The sequence below is a fragment of the Bartonella sp. MR168JLCBS genome, from assembly GCF_042194175.1.
Window position 1 is genome coordinate 1 of the sequence record NZ_JBHIMP010000450.1, and the last position, 654, is coordinate 654.

A 654-nucleotide genomic window follows, 5' to 3' on the forward strand; every position below is an offset into this window, starting at 1 on the left:
AGAGCACTGTTTAAACACTTGTGAAATGTTGCTAGTTTAATGGGGTTGGGTGGTCGATTTTTCTTTTGGTGTTTCAACACAAAGGATAGCGATAGGTGCTCCAGTATGATAATTGTAAATCATGAATTTCGTTTTCCCGTCTGGCGTTAAGATCTTTAACACAATATTGTGTTCTGAAAGACTGTGTGACAAAATCTGTGTTCCTTCCGGTAAGGAAAGTGTATGGTGGGCAACTTCTAGATTTTTGCTGTGTGAGGAAAAGCTAGCTGTTTGTTTTGGAGCTGATCCTGTTGCTATTATTTTGTAGACAGCTAAAGACAAGACAGTAAGGGTAAGAATGAGCGTTATTGAAATGGAAATAATCATGAAACGCATAAGCTTTTTTCTCACACGTTCTGCTGCAGGGTCTAAGGGGAAATCTTGAGGCAGTAGAGCACATTGCTCTGTATGATGGTCTTTTGAAGTATGAATCTGCTTATTATTCACCATGCTGCATTCTTCTATTGATTGTTTTCTTAGAATGAGATGAGTTTATTCTTTTAAGGGTTTTTATACAAGAAGTTTATAGGGGCAGGGCGTAGAAGAGGGGATGATGTGGTCAAAACATCTGCTTCATGGACTGCGGGTATATAAGTATCATTGGTACTTTGGCTT

General features: G+C 38.7%; 1 protein-coding gene. It reads right to left on the minus strand.

All coding sequences use genetic code 11. The features are described 5' to 3' along the window. Window positions 1-36: 36 nt before the first annotated feature. Window positions 37-489: a hypothetical protein gene (locus ACFIK8_RS11900; RefSeq protein ID WP_014924426.1), complete on the minus strand. Its 453-nt coding sequence runs from the start codon at window positions 487-489 to the stop codon at window positions 37-39. Window positions 490-654 lie beyond the last annotated feature (165 nt).